The sequence below is a fragment of the Streptomyces sp. NPDC015171 genome (assembly GCF_043079545.1).
Lineage (GTDB): Bacteria > Actinomycetota > Actinomycetes > Streptomycetales > Streptomycetaceae > Streptomyces.
In genome coordinates this window covers 554,934-571,858 of record NZ_JBIBUO010000005.1, presented here as the reverse complement: position 1 = coordinate 571,858, position 16,925 = coordinate 554,934, and the positions used below count along the sequence as shown (strand labels likewise).

The window sequence follows — 16,925 nt, the reverse complement described above, 5'->3', positions numbered from 1 at the left end:
CGGTGGGCCCCCACCCGTAACGCCCGGCCGGGGCGAAACGTCACGCCGGACAAGGGCGGCGCGGGGGTGGCGCTCAGCTGTCCGGCCGGGCGGTGCTCAGTTGTCGGGGGAACGCAGGACCCTCAGGTGGCCGCGGCGCGCGACCTCCATGGGGTCGACGGCGCGGGCTCCGCCGCCCGCCGCCTCGGCGGCGCGCTGCTGCGGGCGGGCCGCCTCGCGCACGGCGTTGGCAAGCGCTTCCAGATCGTCTCCGCTGGGCCGCGCGGGCGCGGAGCCGTCGAGGAGCCGTACGACCTCCCAGCCGCGCGGGGCGGTGAGGCGCTCGGAGTGCTCGGCGCACAGGTCGTAGCAGTGGGGTTCGGCGTAGGTGGCGAGCGGGCCGAGGACCGCGGTCGAGTCGGCGTAGACGTACGTCAGCGTCGCGACGGCGGGTCGGCCGCAGGCGGTGCGCGAACAGCGACGTACAGGGCTCACGACGTTGGACGGTACCGCACTCTTGACCGGGCCGCGACGACTCCCCTCCAGGTCACTCCACCGTGTCGTGCTGTGAAACGCCCCACACACATTGCCGAACAGGCCCTGCTGACCTGCGTGAACGCGCTTTCGGCGGGCGCGGGGCCGGGAGGCATCCGGTCATGAGTCGGTACAAACAACGTCAATTGCCTTGAGTTTGGCGGTCTTGGAGAGTTACGGAAACGAGTCAGACCTTGGCCGGAATGGTCATCCCGTGACAGGGGGCCCGGGGGCGCTTGCCGTGTGGAGCCGGACGGGCGCAGGGTGCGAGGACTACGCTTCACCAGTGATGGACAACCGTGTACCGCCCCGTGCCGCCGGCCCCGGGCCCCGTCGCCGCGACCGCCATGGGCGGGGCATGCGGGGGCCGATCGCGCCGCCGCAGGTGCCGCTCGCGGCCAGCCGCGCCGAGGTGTTCGCGGACCTGGTGCAGGACTCCGTGGAGCGCCTTGAGCGGCGGTGGCCGCAGCTCGCCGAGATCGACTTCCTGGTGCTGGAGGTGCCCCGGCTGGACGGCCGGGGCGATCAGGCCGCGTGGGACGACGAGACCGTGCCGCTCGGCGGGATCATCCCCGCGCGTGACGGGCGGCGGGCTCGCGTGGTCGTGTACCGGCGGCCGGTGGAGATCCGGACCAAGGGACGGGACGAGCGGGCGGCGCTGGTGCACGAGGTGGTCGTGGAGCAGGTGGCCGAGTTGCTCGGGCTGACCCCGGAGACGGTGGACCCGCGGTACGGGGAGGATTGAGCGCCTCCCCCGCCCGGAGAGCCGGGGAGGCGCCACTGCGGGACCGGTCTACTTCTGCAGGATCGACAGGTCCTCGTCCGTCTCCGGTACCGCCACCAGGCCGTGGTCGTTCGGGAGGGTCTGGATGGTGAAGCCGGGGATGCCGTCCTCCGTGGCCGCGAGGGTGCGCGAGGCGTAGACCGGGGCGCCGGAGACGGGCTCCACCGTGAGGGCGTACGTGCCCTTCAGTCCCGCCGGGACCGGGGCGTCGATGTCCTGGGTGGTACCGGACTTGATCGTGTACGTCTTGGTCGCCGGGCTGCCGCCCTCGCTGCCGGCGGACGCCGTGACCTTGACCGTCGCCGTGCCGCTGGGGGCCGTCAGGGCGAGCGTGGTGCCCTTCGCGCTGTTGTCGGCCGACGTCGCGCGCGTGCCGACGGCGGCGGTCGCCGGGATGAACGCCGTCTCCCGCTTGTCGCCCTTGCCGCGGACGACTTGGAGGGCCGCGACGACCGGGACCGCCTGGTCGGTGGGCGTGAGCACCAGGGAGCCCGCCTCGCCGCGGGTGACGTCGCCGAGTTCGACCGCCGTCGTCATGCCTGACTTGACGTGCACGGACTCGTTGCCGGCCGGGGTGATCAGGCCGTCGGGGGAGGCCAGGCGGATCTTCAGGTCGGCGTCGTCGTCGCCGGGGGTGTAGGCGATCAGGCGGACGTCGGTCGCGTCCTTCGGGATGCCGGGCAGGACCAGGCTGCCGGCCGGGTCCGCGGCGGCGGCCAGCCAGTCCCCGCCCGCCTTGTCGTCCAGCGCCTGCACGGCCGCGCCGACCCGGCCGCTGCGCACACCGACGTGCACGGTCACATCGGCCTGCCGCTCGTCGGTGAGCGTGGGGAGCAGGATCGGCTCGCTCGCGTGCGGCGCGACGGTGAGGTTCTCGCCGAGCGACGACTTGATCGGGCCGTCCTTGCCGTACAGCTCGATGTCGACCACGGCGGCGGAGTCGTCCGGGTTGGTCAGGTGGACGTAGTCGGTGCGGCCGGTGGCCGTGCTGGCGCCCGGGAACCAGAACTCGGTGTCGGCGCCGGTGCAGTTGACGCCCAGGAGGCCGCGGCCGGTGCCCGCGGCGACCTCGGTGGTCTCCTGCACGGTCCAGCCGGGCGCGAACCTGCCGTCCGCGGTGCCGATGAGCGCGGGCGCCTCGCCACCGGAGGTGTCGCCGGTGGCCGGCGTGCCCGGCGCCTTCGGCGTGAGCACCGGCTCCTCGCCCTGCTTCCCGGCGCCCTTGCCGCTCTTGCCGTCCTTGCCTGCCTTGCCGTCCTTGCTCTTGCCGCCGCCGGCCTGGTCCTGCGCCGACTGCGCGGCGGCCGCCTGGAGTTGGGCCTTCCCGCTGCTCGCCGCGCCCTTGGTGACGGGCGTGAACGATGTGTACGCGGTGTCGGCGATCTCCGACGTGCTCGGCGCCGGGCACAGCAGGCTGGTGCGCTCCACCGGCAGCTGCGCGGCGGCCTTGGGGGCGGCGGCGCCGGCGGCGGAGGGCGAGTCGAACGCGGCGAAGGCGGTGACGGCGGCCAGCGCGGTCGTGCCGGCGATCAGGGACAGGGTGGTGCGGTTCACTGCTGGCTCCCGTCGGGACGCTGGCTGCCGGTGCCGTGGGGGTGCTGGCCCTGGTCGTAGCCCTGCTGGGCGGGGTCGTACGCCGGGTCGTAGCCCTGCTGCCGGTAGGCCGCCGGGTCGTAGGGCAGCTGGTCGGCGGTGCCGTCGTAGGCGTACGGGTCGTACGGGGCCGCCTGGTAGGGGTCGGACGGGTACGTCTGCTGGTCGTAGCCCGTCGTGGTCTGGTACGGGTCGGTGCCGTGGCCGGGGTACCCGGCGTCCGGGTAGGTGGCCGGGTCCCAGGCGTCGTACGACTGCTGGTGGGGTACGGCGGCCGGGGGCTGGTCCGGGAGCGGCGGGGTGCCGGTCCGGTCCTCGGCGCTCGCCTCCTCGGCCTGGGCGCGCAGGCGGCGGGCGCGGCGGCCCTCGCCCGCGGCGGCCTGGGCCGGCAGCGGCTGCTCCTCGGGCAGGTCGTCGTCGACGTCGCGGCGGCGGCCCGGCAGGGCGAGGACGACCAGGACGACGGCGAGCGCGCCCTGCGCCCACAGCCAGGCGGTGTGGCCCGGGGCGTCGTAGGTGACGTCGAGCCTTCCTCCGGCGGAGGGCAGCCGGAAGCCCTGGGCCCAGCCGTCGACCGTGGTGCGGGTGAGCGGCTTGCCGTCGAGGGTGGCCGTCCAGCCGTCGGCGGCGCTGTCGGCGAGGCGCAGCACGCGGCCGTCCGGGCCGGAGGGGAGCGTGGTGTGGATCTCCACCGGTCCCGCGCTGACCGGCTGGGCCTTGCCCGAGCCGCCGGCCGGGAGGACGGCCGCGCGGGCGACCTCCTGGTCGACGCGCCACAGGGCGCTGCCGTGCTGCTGGCTGAGCCGGCTCAGGCCGGGGGTGGCGTCGAGGACGCGGGCGATGTCGCGGGGGGCGCCCTTGTGGATGAGGACGTAGCGCACGGCGAAGCCGCCGAGTTCGTCGGCCTGGTCGGCGCCGGAGCCGGCGACGAGGTTGGCGACGATCTTGTCCAGGCGGGCGTTCCCGTCGGCGGCGCCGAGTTCGGCGTCGCCCATGCGGGCGCCGGCGCCGCGGACCAGGGAGTAGCGCACGCGCGCGGTGCTGTCGCTGTCCAGGACCAGGGTGCGGGCCTGGTCGCCGCCGGCGGAGTCCTCGGCGACGAACGCGGGCACCTGGGCCGGGTCGCGGCGCTCCAGCGGGCCGTCGGCGCCGCGGAGCATCCAGCCCGCGGCGACGAGCAGCGGGCCGGCGGCCGCGGCGAAGGCGATCAGGGCGGCGACGGGCTGGCGCCAGCCGAAGCTCTGCTCGGCCACGCGCGAGCGGGCGCCGTCGGCGCCGAGGGCGGCGGCGGCCAGCAGGGCGATGCCGTAGACGAGGGTGGCCGGTCCGGCCCAGGCGGACTTGTTGGACAGGACGGCGAAGACGAAGCCGGTCAGGGCGACGGCCCAGGCGGTGCGGATGCCGAGCTGCCGCTGGGAGCGCAGCAGGGCGGCGAGCGCGGCGAGCACGACGCCGATGAGCATCAGGCCGTGCACGGTGCCGGGACCGCCGGGGGCGGCGCCGAGCAGGTCGAGCGCGGAGGCGGCCGAGGCGCCGTACTCCAGGCCGGCTTCCTGGAAGAAGCCAGTCGGGAGCAGGGTCAGCGACCAGGGGGCGAGGACCAGCAGCGGGGTGCCGAGCTGGGCGAGGAAGCGCAGGCCGTGGGCGACGAGGTCGCCGCGGCGCAGCACGAGCACGCCGAGGCCGAGCAGCAGCGCGATGGGCCAGACGATCGGGGTGAAGGCCGTGGTGACGGTCAGCAGCAGCGCGTACGCCCAGGTGGCCCGCCAGCTGCCGCGGGTGCCGGTGCGGTTCGCCAGGCCGCTCGCCGCGATGCCCGCGCGCGCGATGAGCGGCAGCAGCACGGCGAGGACGGCGGTGCCGACGCGGCCGCCGGCCAGGGCGCCGGTGGTGGCGGGCAGGAAGGCGTAGGCGACGGCGGTCCAGGCGCGCAGCAGCCGGGAGGTGACCAGGGGCCGGGAGGCGAAGTAGGCGGTGCATCCGGCGAGCGGTACCGAGCAGACCAGCAGGACGGTGACGGCGAGTCCCGCGGAGCCGAACAGGAGCGAGGCCAGCGCCGCGACGAGGGCCAGGTAGGGCGGCGCGGACGGGGAGTCGCCCGCGCCCACCGGATGCCAGGCGTCCAGGTAGCGGGACCACAGGTCGCCGGCGTCCGCCGGGGCGGGCAGCAGGGCGCCGCCGGCGAGCGCGCCGCCGCCGAGCAGGGCGCGGCAGGCGACGAGGGAGATGAGCAGCAGCGCGAGGAAGAGCACCGGGCCGGGCCTGCGGGCGATCCGCTTGAGCCGGGCGAACTGCTCGACCTCCAGGAAGTCGGCGTCGTCGCCGCCGGGACCGGACTCCACGGCGCCGCCGTGCCGGCCCGCCGACGTGGTGTCGGTGTCGGAGCCGCTGGTGAGGTTGCCCGCGAGCTGCTCCACGGTGGCGCGGACCGTGGCGCCGGGCGGCGGGAACAGCTGGCGCAGCTCGCCCTTGTCGATCTGCGCGGTGCCGCGCCGGCGCCGGGCGGCGATGATCCGCTCGGGCCGCAGCAGCGTGCTCAGCAGGCCGCGGATCTCGTCGAGGGCCTGGCCGGGGACCTTGCCCACGAGGTAGGCGACGGTGCGCAGGACGGTTCCGACGACGATCCGCAGCAGCACCCAGGGCAGCGCTGCCGTACGGGTGTTGGCGAGCAGGGTGTAGACGGCGCCCGCCTTGTCGACCTTGTGCGGGGAGGCGGTGGTGCGGCCGGCGCAGTCGACCGCGCGGCGCTCGCGGGAGGCGGCCTCGGCGTGCCGGACGACCGCGTCGGGGGCGATCAGGACGCGGTGGCCGGCGGCATGAACACGCCAGCACAGGTCGACGTCGTCGCGCATGAGGGGCAGCCGGCGGTCGAAGCCGCCGAGCCGTTCGAAGACGTCGCGGCGGACGAGCATGCCGGCGGTGGAGACGGACAGCACGGCGCGGACGTGGTCGTGCTGGCCCTGGTCCTGTTCGCGGCGGTCGAGGCCGGTCCAGCGGCGGCCGGAGTCGGCGATGGAGACGCCGACCTCCAGCAGCTGCCGGCGGTCGTACCAGCCGCGCAGCTTGGGGCCCACGACGGCTACGTCGTCGCGGCCGAGTTCGAGTTCGTTGTCGACGACCCGCAGCAGCTGGGCGAGGGCGTCGGGTTCGGGGGCGCAGTCGTCGTGCAGCAGCCACAGCCAGTGGACCGGCTCGCCGTGCGGGAGTTCCGGCAGGTCGTAGGCGTCGTCGCGCCATGAGCGGGTGACCGGGTCCCAGCCGCTGGGGCGCTTGAGGTACGGCAGGTCCTCCGGGGTGAGGAGGGGGGCGGTGCGGCTCGCCTCCTCCACGGCCTGGCCGAAACCGGTGCGGCGGGCCAGGTGCAGCACACCCGCGTCGCCGAGGGCGTCGCTGAGCAGCCGGGCGGAGTCGTCCCCGCTGCCGGTGTCGGCGGCCACCGCGTGCTGGACGGGGCGCTCCTGGCCGAGCAGCCCGGCGAGCGCGTCGGGCAGCCAGCGGGCGCCGTCGTGGGAGACGAGGACCGCGGTCACCACATGGCGCGGGAACTCGGGCGGGCGGGACGGGTCAAACACGGCGGTGGCAGCCTCGTGTTGGGCTGCCGCATGGCTGTGCACGGACATCGAGGTACGGGCCCCGGTTCGATGGACTGCGGTGGACGCCTGCGGCCCCTCGGGCATCGAGGGGACGGCGGGGCGTCTCGGACGAGCGACCACACTATCGGCTGACCATGACGACGGCCCGCCGCCTGTGGACAACCCACCGGCGCCGGGCCGTTCGCGAGGTCTTCGTGCGGACGCGTACCCGTGTCCACCCGCGCGTCACGCGCGTGTGCCGCCACTCTCAGATGGCGGCCTTCTTGAGGCGGCGGCGTTCGCGCTCGGACAGGCCGCCCCAGATGCCGAAGCGCTCGTCGTTGGCGAGGGCGTACTCGAGGCACTCGGAGCGGACCTCGCAGGCGAGGCAGACCTTCTTGGCCTCTCTGGTGGAGCCGCCCTTCTCGGGGAAGAAGGACTCGGGGTCGGTCTGGGCGCACAGCGCGCGCTCCTGCCAGCCGAGTTCCTCGTCCGCGTCGTCGACCAGCAGTTGCTGCACCAGCTCGGTCATGTGCGCCCCTCGTCTGTCTTTCACGTCCCCGTGCGTAGCCGTTACCGATTTCGGCTGAACGACACGAGTGAAATTACAAGTGTGCTGCTCCGGGCGAGTCAAGCCGAGATCTGCTATTGGGCCCGTTATTCACTCTGCGGAACCAAGGCCGTGCGGAAAGTGTTCAAATCGCCATAAACCTTGCACGCAGCCGGACCGACGGGGGCGGTCGAACCCCCGTACAGATCTCTGTACGGAGAAAGACGCCTCCGCGTTCGATCGCGTTCCGCGAGGCCCACGCGCTCGGATGTGCCCCATGTGTCCCGCGCTCCTCGTGCACAAACCTTTCACCTGCAAGAAGAACCGGATGAGGTGAAACATGTCCCACATACCGGGCGCCAGGTTGACAGTGCGGGTGTGAGCCGATGTCCTAGTGGGCATGCTCGCGAACTTGGCACCCACCTCGACCCGCTCCGCCGGGTCCCTCGGTGCCGCCCGCGCGCGCTGTTGCTGTTGTCGCTGTCACAGCTGTTGAGCCGAACCCGCTCCGGCTGTTCTCGAGTCCATCCCGGCTCGGTCGCGTTTCCCGCTCCCTGACCCCTCGTCCGGGGCACCCCGCCCGCCCGTGACCCGGGCGGACCGTACGCGTCATCCCAGCTCCGCCTCCCAGCTCCAGCCCCCCACTCTTCCGCCGAGGACCACCGCACCCCGATGAACAGCGACAACGACCTCCAGATCGCCGGCGACATCCTCGAAGTCCCGCACCTGCTCCAGCCGCCGCGCGAACACCCGGCCACCGTGGCCGAGTTCGCGGGGCTCGCCCGGTCGATCGCCGCCGACCGCGCCCAGTGGGCGCACCTCGTCCGCTACGACGCCACCGCCCGCTGGTACCACCGGCTGCGCTCCGGCCCCGGGTACGAGGTGTGGCTGCTGTCCTGGGTGCCCGGTCAGGGCAGCGGGCGGCACGACCACGGGCGCTCCTCCGGTGTGCTCACCGTCCTGGAGGGCACCCTCACCGAGCACACCGTGCGCGGCACGCGCGCGCTGGCGCCCGGCGCCCAGCGGGTCTTCGCGCCCGGGTACGTCCACGAGGTGGTCAACGACGCGCTGGAGCCGGCGGTCAGCCTGCACGTCTACCACCCCGGCCTGACCGAGATGCCCATGCACACCTCCCCGCACTGCGAGGCGCGTCCGGTGACTGCCTGACGCGTTGTCGGACCCGCCTGCGAGACTTGGCGCATGCGCATTGTGGTTCTGGCAGGCGGCATCGGCGGTGCCCGTTTCCTGCGTGGTCTGAAGCGGGCCGTGCCGGACGCGGACATCACGGTCATCGGCAACACCGGCGACGACATCCACCTCTTCGGGCTGAAGGTCTGCCCGGACCTGGACACGGTGATGTACACGCTGGGCGGCGGCATCAACGAGGAGCAGGGCTGGGGGCGGACCGACGAGTCCTTCCACGTCAAGGAGGAACTGGCGGCCTACGGGGTCGGGCCGGAGTGGTTCGGGCTCGGCGACCGGGACTTCGCCACGCACATCGTGCGGACGCAGATGCTCGGCGCCGGCTATCCGCTGAGCGCGGTCACCGAGGCGCTGTGCGACCGCTGGAAGCCGGGGGTGAAGCTGATCCCGATGTCCGACGACCGCGTCGAGACGCACGTGGCCGTCGAGACCGACGGTGAGCGCAGGGCGATCCACTTCCAGGAGTACTGGGTGAAGCTGCGCGCCTCCGTCCCGGCCGAGGCGATCGTCCCGGTCGGCGCCGAGCAGGCCAAGCCGGCCCCGGGGGTGCTGGAGGCCATCGCGGCGGCGGACGTGATCCTCTTCCCGCCGTCCAACCCGGTCGTGTCCATCGGCACGATCCTCGCCGTGCCCGGCATCCGCGAGGCCGTCGCCGACGCGGGCGTGCCGGTGATCGGCCTCTCCCCGATCGTCGGGGACGCGCCCGTGCGCGGGATGGCCGACAAGGTGCTCGCCGCGGTCGGCGTGGAGTCCACGGCGGCGGCGGTCGCCGCGCACTACGGCTCCGGGCTGCTGGACGGCTGGCTGGTCGACACGGTGGACGCGGCCGCCGTCGGGACGGTCGAGGCGGACGGCATCCGCTGCCGGGCCGTCCCGCTGATGATGACCGACCTGGACGCGACCGCGCGGATGGCGCGGGAGGCGCTGGCGCTGGCCGAGGAGGTGCGGGAAGCATGAGCGAGGAGCGCCCGGAGTACCCGGAGTACACGGTCCGGGCCCTGAACGGCATCCCCGAGGTGCAGCCGGGTGACGACCTCGCCAAGCTGATCGCCGCGGCCGGACCGGATCTGGCCGACGGGGACGTGCTGATCGTCACCTCCAAGATCGTCTCCAAGGCCGAGGGCCGGATCGTGCGGGCGGCCGACCGGGAGGCCGCGATCGACGCCGAGACGGTCCGGGTGGTGGCCCGGCGCGGCACGCTGCGGATCGTGGAGAACCGGCAGGGCCTGGTCATGGCCGCCGCCGGGGTGGACGCCTCCAACACCCCCGCCGGAACGGTGCTTTTGCTGCCCGAGGACCCGGACGCGTCCGCGCGCGGGATCAGGGCCGGCCTGCGCGACGCCCTCGGCGTCACGGTGGGTGTCGTCATCACGGACACGTTCGGGCGACCCTGGCGCTCGGGGCTCACGGACGTGGCCATCGGCGCCGCCGGGGTGCGCGTCCTGGACGATCTGCGCGGGGGCACGGACGCGTACGGCAACCCGCTCAGCGCGACGGTCGTCGCCACGGCGGACGAGTTGGCCGCCGCCGGCGACCTGGTCAAGGGCAAGGCGGCGGGTCGCCCGGTGGCCGTGCTCCGCGGCCTCCCCCACCTCGTGGTCCCGGAGGCCGGCGAGGGCGCCGAGGAGGGGGAAGCCGGAGAGAGCGACACGGGGGCGCGGGCGCTGGTGCGCGACCCGCAGGACGACATGTTCCGGCTCGGCACCTCCGAGGCGGTCCGGGAGGCGATGACCCGGCGCCGGACCGTACGGGCCTTCGCCGACGACCCCGTGGACCCCGGCGCCGTCCGCCGCGCGGTGGCGGCGGCCCTCACCGCGCCCGCCCCGCACCACACCACGCCGTGGCGGTTCGTGCTGCTGGAGTCGGCGGAGTCCCGGGTACGGCTGCTCGACGCGATGCGGGACGCCTGGATCGCCGACCTGCGCCGGGACGGCAGGAGCGAGGAGTCCATCGCCAGACGGGTCCGGCGCGGCGACGTGCTGCGCAACGCGCCGTATCTGATCGTGCCGTGCCTCGTCATGGACGGCTCGCACACCTACGGGGACACCCGGCGGGACGCCGCCGAGCGGGAGATGTTCGTGGTCGCGACGGGCGCGGGCGTGCAGAACCTGCTGGTCGCGCTGGCCGGTGAGCGGCTCGGCTCGGCCTGGGTGTCGTCCACGATGTTCTGCCGGGACGTGGTGCGCGAGGTGCTGGACCTGCCGGCGGACTGGGACCCGATGGGCGCGGTGGCGGTCGGGCGGCCCGCCGAGGAGCCGAGAGCGCGGCCGGAGCGGGACGCGTCGGCGTTCGTGGCGGTGCGCTGAGGTTCCCGCGGGGTCCTGTCCGCTTCCTTCGGACGTCCGGCCCCGCGAGCGCCTAGTCTCGTAGGACGGCACCGGCACCGTGAGGACTCATTCGTGGCAGGACGCTTCCCCCAGCGGCCCACGCGTACGACCGTACGCGGTGGGCATGCCGCCGTGCCCTCGCCGGCCGCGGGGGCCCCGGCCGGCATACCGCGGCAGGCGGCGCCCGCGCGGGTACGGCGGTGGGTGCCGGACGGCCCGCTGGACCTCGGGCTGATCCTCGGGCCGCTGCGGCGCGGCCCCGGGGACCCGACGTTCCGGGCCACGCCGGACGGCTCCGTGTGGCGGTCCTGCCGTACGCCCGCCGGGCCGGGCACGCTGCGGGTGCGCGCGTACGACGGTGAGGTGCTCGGTGAGGCATGGGGCCCGGGCGCCGCATGGCTGCTGGACCGGCTGCCCGAGCTGCTCGGTGCGGCCGACGACCCCGGGGCGTTCGTGCCGCGGCACCGGCTGGTGGCGCTGGCGCGGCACCGGCGGCCGGGGCTCCGGCTGACCCGGACGGGTCTTGTGCTGGAGTCGCTGATCCCGTCCGTGCTGGAGCAGAAGGTCACGGCCGACGAGGCGTACCGGGCGTGGCGGCGGCTCGTGCGGGGGTTCGGGGAGCCCGCGCCGGGGCCCGCCGGGGCGTTCGAGCGGCCGATGCGGGTCATGCCCACGCCCCGGACCTGGGCGCTGATCCCGTCCTGGGAATGGCATCGGGCCGGGGTCGACGACAAGCGGGCGGCCACGATCCTGCGGGCCGTGCGGGTCGCCGCGCGGCTGGAGCAGGCCGCCGGGATGCCGGCGGCCGAGGCCCGGGCGCGGCTGGAGGTCGTGCCGGGGGTGGGGCCGTGGACGTCGGCGGAAGTGGTGCAGCGCAGCCACGGGGCGGCGGACGAGGTGACCGTCGGGGACCTGCATCTGCCGGGGATCGTCGGGTACGCGCTGGCGGGTGACCGGGACGCCGATGACGCGGCGATGCTGCGGCTGCTCGAACCGTATGCCGGGCAGCGGCACCGGGCGGTCCGGCTGATCCTGCTGAGCGGACAGGTGCCGGCCCGGCGGGCACCGAAGATGCGGCGGACGGACATCGGCCTGCTGTGAGGCATGCGGTGCGCCGGGGCCCGCGGGGTGCCGCCGCGCCCGCGACCGTGCCGCCGCACCGCCCGCGCCGGCCCACGGCAGGTGGATCCGCGAGCCCGCGAGCCCCAGGGGCGCGCGGCTCCGCGGGCCGCTGGACCTACTGGTCGGACGAGAAGCGGAGCGCCCCCGCCGGGATGCGGGCGTCGCACCACACCCGTACCCCGTCGCGCAGCTCGTTGTCGGCGCCCACGACCGCGCCGTCGCCGATGACCGTGCCGGTGAGGACGGAGCGTTCGCCGACGCGGGCCCGGGTGCCGATGAGGGAGTCGGTGATGACGGCACCGGGTTCGATGACGGCTCCGGGCAGGATCGTCGAGCCGCAGACCCGGGCCCCCTCCGCGACGGACGCGCCCTCGCCGACCACCGTGCCGCCGGTCAGCTTGGCGTCCGGCGCCACCCTGGCCGTGGGCAGGACGAGGCGGTCGCCGCACCGGCCGGGGACGGCGGGCGAGGGCGCCCGGCCGAGGACCAGGTCGGCCGAGCCGCGCACGAAGGCGGCCGGGGTGCCGAGGTCCAGCCAGTAGGTGGAGTCGACCATGCCCTGCAGATGGGCGCCGGCCGCGAGCAGGCCGGGGAACGTCTCGCGCTCGACCGAGACCGGGCGGCCCGCCGGGATCGAGTCGATGACCGAGCGGCGGAAGACGTACGCCCCCGCGTTGATCTGGTCGGTGACGATCTCCTCAGGGGTCTGCGGCTTCTCCAGGAAGGCCAGGACCCGGCCGGTCTCGTCGGTGGGGACGAGGCCGTAGGCGCGCGGGTCCGTCACCTTCGTCAGATGGAGCGAGACATCGGCGCCCGTCGACTCGTGGGTGCCGATGAGCGCCCGGATGTCCAGGCCCGTCAGGATGTCGCCGTTGAAGATCAGCACCGGGTCCTCGGGACCGGAGTGCAGCCGGGCGGCGACGTTGCGGATGGCGCCGCCGGTGCCGAGGGGCTCCTCCTCCGTCACGTACTCCAGGTGCAGGCCCAGCGCGGAGCCGTCGCCGAAGTGCGGCTCGAAGACCTCGGCCAGATAGCTGGTGGCGAGGACGATGTGGTCGACGCCCGCCGCGCGCGCCCGGGCCAGCTGGTGGGTGAGGAACGGCACCCCGGCGGCCGGGACCATCGGCTTGGGCGTGTGCACCGTGAGCGGTCGCAGCCGGGTGCCCTTGCCGCCGACCAGGAGGATCGCTTCTGTCACGTGTCGTCTCTGCTTCCTGCCGGGACCGGCCGCACTACTCGTCCACACTCGTTTCGGCCGGTCAGTGTATGCAGACCGTGCGACGACGCCTCCGACGGCCGCGCGGAGTCCCGCGAGATCGGCGTGCGGTTTCCCCCGACCGCCACGGGCCGGCCGCCGGCCGGCCCCGCCCGTCCCGAGCCGTCCCGCCCCTCTCCCTGCGGACGGCGGTGGACGCGGTCCGGCCTCAGCGCCCCTGATAGCGCGCCGCGCCGGAGCGGGCCGTGCCGAGTCTGCCGTACAGACGCTTGCCGGGACACTCGGTGGCGTATCCGTCCCGATGGCCGGAGATCACGTTCAGTCGTACGTTCTTCCCCTTGGCGTAGAGGTTGCCACCGCCCGACGTGAGATATGTCTTCGCGCGCGGATCGACCCCGTAGAGCCCGAGCTTCCACGCGGTGAGCCTGGCGATGGCCGTCACCGCCTTGCCGGGCGGCTTGGCCGTGCCGTAGGTGCCGATCACGGCGATGCCCATGCTGTCGGTGTTGAACCCGAGGGTGTGCGCGCCGAGCACCGCCCTGGCCGCGCCCCCGGCCCGGCCCTCGTAGAGGGTTCCGCACTTGTCGACGAGGAAGTTGTAGCCGATGTCCCGCCAGCCCATGCTCTTGACGTGGTAGCGGTAGATACCGCGGATGACGGACGGGGTCTGGGCGCAGGTGTAGGTGTTGCCCGAGGCCGTGTGGTGCACGAAGGCCGCCTTGACCTTCTCCGTGTAGGCGAACCCGTGCTCGCGCAGGGACTCGTCCGCGCCCCAGCCGCGGCGCGTGACGATCCGCGGGCGCGGCCCGATGTGCGGCTTCCCCGGCGACTCGCCCCGGAGCCGGACCATCTCCTCCTCGGTGGCCTTCCGGTCCAGTTCCGGGATGGCGAGGGTGCCGAACGCGGCGATCTCGGAGTTGGCTCCCGAGGCGGCGATCGCGGCCTCCGTGTCCAGGTCGGTCCGGGGCCCGTCGGCCGGCCCGCCCGCGGGCAGCGCCTCGCCGGCCGCTCCGGCCTCGCCCGTCTCCGCCTCCTTGCCCGTCTCCCCGCCCGCTTCCCCGTCCCCGTCGCCCCCCGGGGCGACCAGTTCCAGGCGCAGCCCCGACGGCAGCGCGGCCCGCGCCCCGACCGACTGCCTCCCCTGCGAATCCGCCCCCTCCGCCCGCACGCGTACGTCCACGCCGTCCGAGGAGTCCACCCACAGCGGTGCCGTCGCCCCGCGCACCTGCCGGGCGGAACGTTCCGCCGTGCCCGGGTCGGCGCCGTGGTCCGTGTTGTCCGGCTCGACGTCCTGCCAGCCGGACCACTCCCCCGTCGCCGCGGACCGGGTGCGCACCCGCACCCGGCCGCGCAGCTCGGTGCGCGGGTCGTCCCAGACGACGCCCAGCAGCGCGAAGCGGCCGATGCCGACGCGGTACAGCCCCTGTTCCGGTACGCCGCCGAGGGCGCGCTCGCGGGCGAGCGGGACCAGCGGCAGCGAGCGGGTGCTGCCCGGGACCGCGGTACCGGCCGGCCGGCCGGCGGCGGTCGCGGGCAGAGCGGGCACGAGTGCGAGGACCACGCCGCAGGTGGCCCCGATCGAACAGACGGCGAGCGAGGGGACGCCGAAGGAGGAAGGGAGGAATCCGCGCATGCAAGATCGTGGACATATCCGACCGGATCTGTCCATCCGTCAGCTGACGGACCGTCGGAAACCGTTCCGCCGAACCGGTGGCCCCACCGCCCGTCGCGCCCGCCCGCCCGCGCGTACCCTGTGCCGGGTGAACGCCACCGATCGCACCCCTGCCGACCTGCTGACTTCCGCGCTCGCCGCGGACCCCGGCCGTCCGCTGGTGACCTTCTACGACGACGCCACGGGCGAACGCGTCGAACTGTCCGTGGCCACCTTCGCCAATTGGGTGGCCAAGACCGCCAACCTCCTCCAGGGCGACCTGTCCGCCGAGCCCGGCGACCGGGTCGCGCTGCTGCTGCCCGCGCACTGGCAGACGGCGGTGTGGCTGCTGGCCTGCTCCTCGGTGGGCGCTATCGCCGACGTCGGCGGGGATCCGGCGGCGGCCGACATCGTCGTCAGCGGGCCCGACACGCTGGACGCCGCGCTCGCCTGCTCCGGTGAGCGAGTGGCGCTGGCGCTGCGGCCGTTGGGCGGGCGCTTCCCGCAGCCCCCGGCCGGGTTCCTCGACTACGCCGTGGAAGTGCCGGGACAGGGGGACCGGTTCGCGCCGTTCGCCCCGGTGGACGCCGAGGAGCCCGCGCTGATCGTCGCCGGACGGGAGTTCAGCGGGGCGGAGGTGGTCGAACGCGCCGCGGCCCAGGCGCCGTCGCTCGAACTGACCGGGCCCGCATCCCGCATGCTGTCCGCCCTGCCGTACGACACCTGGGAGGGGCTCGGCGCGGGCCTGTTCTCGCCGCTGGCCGTCGGGGGTTCGGTGGTGCTGTGCCGGCATCTGGAGCGGCTGGACGAGGAGGGCCTCGCCAAGCGGATCGAGAGCGAGCGGGTGACCGCGGTACGGCGCTGAGCCCGCCCCGCGCCGAGCCCTCACCGCGGCGAGCTTCCTGGATCACCCCGGCCCCGGGGGCGCGTTCCCCGGGCACCGCACCCCGGGGCGCGCGTCCCCCGGATGGAGTAGCAAAGAGCGCCCCCGGCGCCCCTCCCCGCCATCGTCGTAAGAGCAGGACGTGACGCTCGTACGCCATGGAGGGGTGGACCTGACGTGAGCGACACCGCAGGCAACTCCCACGGTCCCGGTGCCGGCTCCACGGCCACCGGGGACGGGCTCATACGCCGGCAGCGGCGGCGCTGGGTCCGGGTCACGGCGGTCTCGGCCGCCGCGCTCGTCCTGGCCGCCTCCGGCATCGGCTGGGCCGTCTACGCCAAGCTCGACGGCAACATCACCCCCGACGAGGCCGCCGCCGCCGAACTCGCCCGGTACGAGAAGGAACGGCCCACCGCGCTGGTGAAGGACGCGCAGAACATCCTGCTGATCGGGTCCGACACACGGGCCGGCGACGGCAACAGCAAGTACGGCAAGGGCGTCGTGGGCCAGCGGTCGGACACGACGATCCTGCTGCACCTGGCCGCCGACCGGAAGAGCGCCACCGCCGTCTCGCTGCCCCGGGACCTGATGGTGGACATCCCCGGCTGCCTGCAGGAGGACGGCAGGCGCAGCGACCCGGTGTTCGCGATGTTCAACCACGCCTTCCAGGTGGGCGGTTCGGCGTGCACCATCCGGACCGTCGAGAAGCTGACGGGCATCCGGATCGACCATCACATGGTCGTGGACTTCAGCGGGTTCAAGGACATGGTGGACGCCGTCGACGGCGTCGAGGTGTGCCTGAAGGAACCCATCGACGACAAGGCGGCGAAACTGAAGCTGCCCGCGGGACGGATCACCCTCGACGGGGAACAGGCGCTCGGCTACGTACGCGCCCGCAAGTCGCTCGGCAACGGCAGCGACACCGACCGCATGGAACGGCAGCAGCTTTTCCTCGGCGCGCTCGTCAACAAGGTGCGGAGCAACGACGTCCTGCTGAATCCGGTGAAGCTCTATCCGGTGCTGGACGCGGCGACCTCCTCGCTGACCGCCGACCCGGAACTTGCCGGCCTGCGCGGCTTGTACGCATTGGTGCGCGGACTGCGCGAGATCCCCACCGACCGGGTGCAGTTCCTGACGGTGCCGAGAAAGTCGTACATCTACGACGCCAACCGCGATCAACTGGTGGAGCCGGAGGCCGAGAAACTGTTCGGGCGGCTGCGGGACGACCAGCCGGTGGTGGTGGGCCCGGAGAATTCACAGGATGTTCCCGGCGGGGACACAGCCACGGGCGGCGCGGACGGCCCCTCGCCCGCCCCCACCTTCCGCGGAAACACCGCCGCCGACCCCACGTGCAGGTAAGGCGCGTACCAAGAAGGCGAACTTTCGTTCAGAAAATGAGGGGGATTGCCCGTTGTAGGCAGGTGGAATTTGTCACCGACGTCGCTCGACGCTGAACTGGGCGGATAGTGTGAGCGATCCGGTGCACCTGGCCGCGAGGTCCGTCCTGGGTC

At 74.2% G+C, this 16,925-nt stretch carries 13 protein-coding genes; 7 read left to right on the top strand and 6 right to left on the bottom strand.

Features of this window, described 5'->3' with window-relative positions; all coding sequences use genetic code 11:
* Window positions 1-96: 96 nt before the first annotated feature.
* Window positions 97-474, bottom strand: a complete 378-nt coding sequence (locus ACF073_RS17860; protein WP_392070935.1) for a DUF3499 domain-containing protein — start codon at window positions 472-474, stop codon at window positions 97-99.
* 397 nt (window positions 475-871) lie between these two features.
* On the opposite strand from ACF073_RS17860, the gene ACF073_RS17855 reads away from it, so the two are divergent.
* The gene (locus tag ACF073_RS17855) at window positions 872-1,258 is read left to right on the top strand and encodes a metallopeptidase family protein (protein WP_392070933.1); all 387 of its coding nucleotides are present in this window, start codon (window positions 872-874) and stop codon (window positions 1,256-1,258) included.
* Window positions 1,259-1,306: 48 nt separating this feature from the next.
* Here the strand turns inward: ACF073_RS17855 and ACF073_RS17850 are convergent, their stop codons facing one another.
* The 3 genes from ACF073_RS17850 to ACF073_RS17840 form a co-directional block, all read right to left on the bottom strand.
* The gene (locus ACF073_RS17850; RefSeq protein WP_392070931.1) at window positions 1,307-2,851 is read right to left on the bottom strand and encodes a DUF5719 family protein; all 1,545 of its coding nucleotides are present in this window, start codon (window positions 2,849-2,851) and stop codon (window positions 1,307-1,309) included.
* Window positions 2,848-6,510 (bottom strand): glycosyltransferase, encoded by a 3,663-nt coding sequence (locus tag ACF073_RS17845; RefSeq protein ID WP_392070930.1) that lies wholly within the window; start codon window positions 6,508-6,510, stop codon window positions 2,848-2,850. The genes ACF073_RS17850 and ACF073_RS17845 overlap by 4 nt, the downstream gene beginning before the upstream one ends.
* Before the next feature lie 220 nt (window positions 6,511-6,730).
* On the bottom strand, window positions 6,731-6,994 hold the full coding sequence (locus tag ACF073_RS17840) for a WhiB family transcriptional regulator (protein ID WP_010986447.1): 264 nt from the start codon (window positions 6,992-6,994) through the stop codon (window positions 6,731-6,733).
* A 690-nt stretch (window positions 6,995-7,684) separates the two neighbouring features.
* On the opposite strand from ACF073_RS17840, the gene ACF073_RS17835 reads away from it, so the two are divergent.
* From ACF073_RS17835 to ACF073_RS17820, 4 genes are all read left to right on the top strand, one after another.
* Window positions 7,685-8,179: a cysteine dioxygenase gene (locus ACF073_RS17835; RefSeq protein WP_392070929.1), complete on the top strand. Its 495-nt coding sequence runs from the start codon at window positions 7,685-7,687 to the stop codon at window positions 8,177-8,179.
* A 33-nt stretch (window positions 8,180-8,212) separates the two neighbouring features.
* On the top strand, window positions 8,213-9,172 hold the full coding sequence (gene cofD, locus ACF073_RS17830) for a 2-phospho-L-lactate transferase (RefSeq protein ID WP_392070927.1): 960 nt from the start codon (window positions 8,213-8,215) through the stop codon (window positions 9,170-9,172).
* Window positions 9,169-10,521: a coenzyme F420-0:L-glutamate ligase gene (locus tag ACF073_RS17825; protein ID WP_392070925.1), complete on the top strand. Its 1,353-nt coding sequence runs from the start codon at window positions 9,169-9,171 to the stop codon at window positions 10,519-10,521. Before cofD ends, ACF073_RS17825 begins: the two co-directional genes overlap by 4 nt.
* A 93-nt stretch (window positions 10,522-10,614) precedes the next feature.
* Window positions 10,615-11,643, top strand: coding sequence for a DNA-3-methyladenine glycosylase family protein (locus tag ACF073_RS17820; protein ID WP_392070923.1), 1,029 nt, complete (start codon window positions 10,615-10,617; stop codon window positions 11,641-11,643).
* A 136-nt stretch (window positions 11,644-11,779) separates the two neighbouring features.
* On the opposite strand, the gene ACF073_RS17815 is transcribed toward ACF073_RS17820, so the two are convergent.
* Both ACF073_RS17815 and ACF073_RS17810 read right to left on the bottom strand, forming a co-directional pair.
* Entirely contained in the window at window positions 11,780-12,862 is a 1,083-nt protein-coding gene (locus ACF073_RS17815; protein WP_392070921.1) for a sugar phosphate nucleotidyltransferase, read from the bottom strand.
* Window positions 12,863-13,088: 226 nt separating this feature from the next.
* Complete coding sequence (locus tag ACF073_RS17810; RefSeq protein WP_392070919.1) at window positions 13,089-14,513, bottom strand: peptidoglycan recognition protein; 1,425 nt, start codon at window positions 14,511-14,513, stop codon at window positions 13,089-13,091.
* A 127-nt stretch (window positions 14,514-14,640) separates the two neighbouring features.
* Between ACF073_RS17810 and ACF073_RS17805 the strand changes: the two genes are divergently transcribed.
* Both ACF073_RS17805 and ACF073_RS17800 read left to right on the top strand, forming a co-directional pair.
* Complete coding sequence (locus ACF073_RS17805) at window positions 14,641-15,396, top strand: TIGR03089 family protein (RefSeq protein ID WP_392070917.1); 756 nt, start codon at window positions 14,641-14,643, stop codon at window positions 15,394-15,396.
* 195 nt (window positions 15,397-15,591) lie between these two features.
* Window positions 15,592-16,773: an LCP family protein gene (locus tag ACF073_RS17800; protein WP_392070915.1), complete on the top strand. Its 1,182-nt coding sequence runs from the start codon at window positions 15,592-15,594 to the stop codon at window positions 16,771-16,773.
* Window positions 16,774-16,925: the final 152 nt, after the last annotated feature.

Bases quoted from the DNA above. Each gene is read 5' to 3' on its own strand.
- ACF073_RS17855 (WP_392070933.1), top strand. From the start codon at position 872: ATGCGGGGGCCGATCGCGCCGCCGCAGGTGCCGCTCGCGGCCAGCCGC.
- ACF073_RS17845 (WP_392070930.1), bottom strand. From the start codon at position 6,510: ATGTCCGTGCACAGCCATGCGGCAGCCCAACACGAGGCTGCCACCGCC.
- ACF073_RS17840 (WP_010986447.1), bottom strand. From the start codon at position 6,994: ATGACCGAGCTGGTGCAGCAACTGCTGGTCGACGACGCGGACGAGGAA.
- ACF073_RS17835 (WP_392070929.1), top strand. From the start codon at position 7,685: ATGAACAGCGACAACGACCTCCAGATCGCCGGCGACATCCTCGAAGTC.
- cofD (WP_392070927.1), top strand. From the start codon at position 8,213: ATGCGCATTGTGGTTCTGGCAGGCGGCATCGGCGGTGCCCGTTTCCTG.
- ACF073_RS17825 (WP_392070925.1), top strand. From the start codon at position 9,169: ATGAGCGAGGAGCGCCCGGAGTACCCGGAGTACACGGTCCGGGCCCTG.
- ACF073_RS17810 (WP_392070919.1), bottom strand. From the start codon at position 14,513: ATGCGCGGATTCCTCCCTTCCTCCTTCGGCGTCCCCTCGCTCGCCGTC.